Origin of the sequence: Flavobacterium sp. FlaQc-48 (assembly GCF_044007335.1) — a bacterium.
GTDB lineage: Bacteria > Bacteroidota > Bacteroidia > Flavobacteriales > Flavobacteriaceae > Flavobacterium.
Genome location: NZ_JBIPCR010000113.1, coordinates 1 through 226 on the forward strand (window position 1 = coordinate 1; position 226 = coordinate 226).

The 226-nt window shown below is 41.6% G+C and carries 1 pseudogene; it reads left to right on the forward strand.

Going from position 1 to position 226, the window contains the following annotated elements:
- Positions 1–226: pseudogene (locus tag ACHRWY_RS27780) on the forward strand (hypothetical protein); the annotation flags it as partial.

Consider the following 226-nt stretch of genomic DNA (forward strand, 5'->3'; position numbering starts at 1 on the left):
CTGCCATGTACTACATGCGCACCAGATCCAGGTTGTCCAACTTGTACGATTACGCCATTGGCACCTGCTTCAGGTATTTCAATTACCAAACACGGACAGTTTGTCGATGTTAATAAAGACGGAAAAACCAATGTTGGTGACAGGGTAGAATACACCTTTGTGGTTAAGAACACAGGAAATACAACCCTTAAAAATATCACGGTAAGTGATCCTAAGGCAACTATAA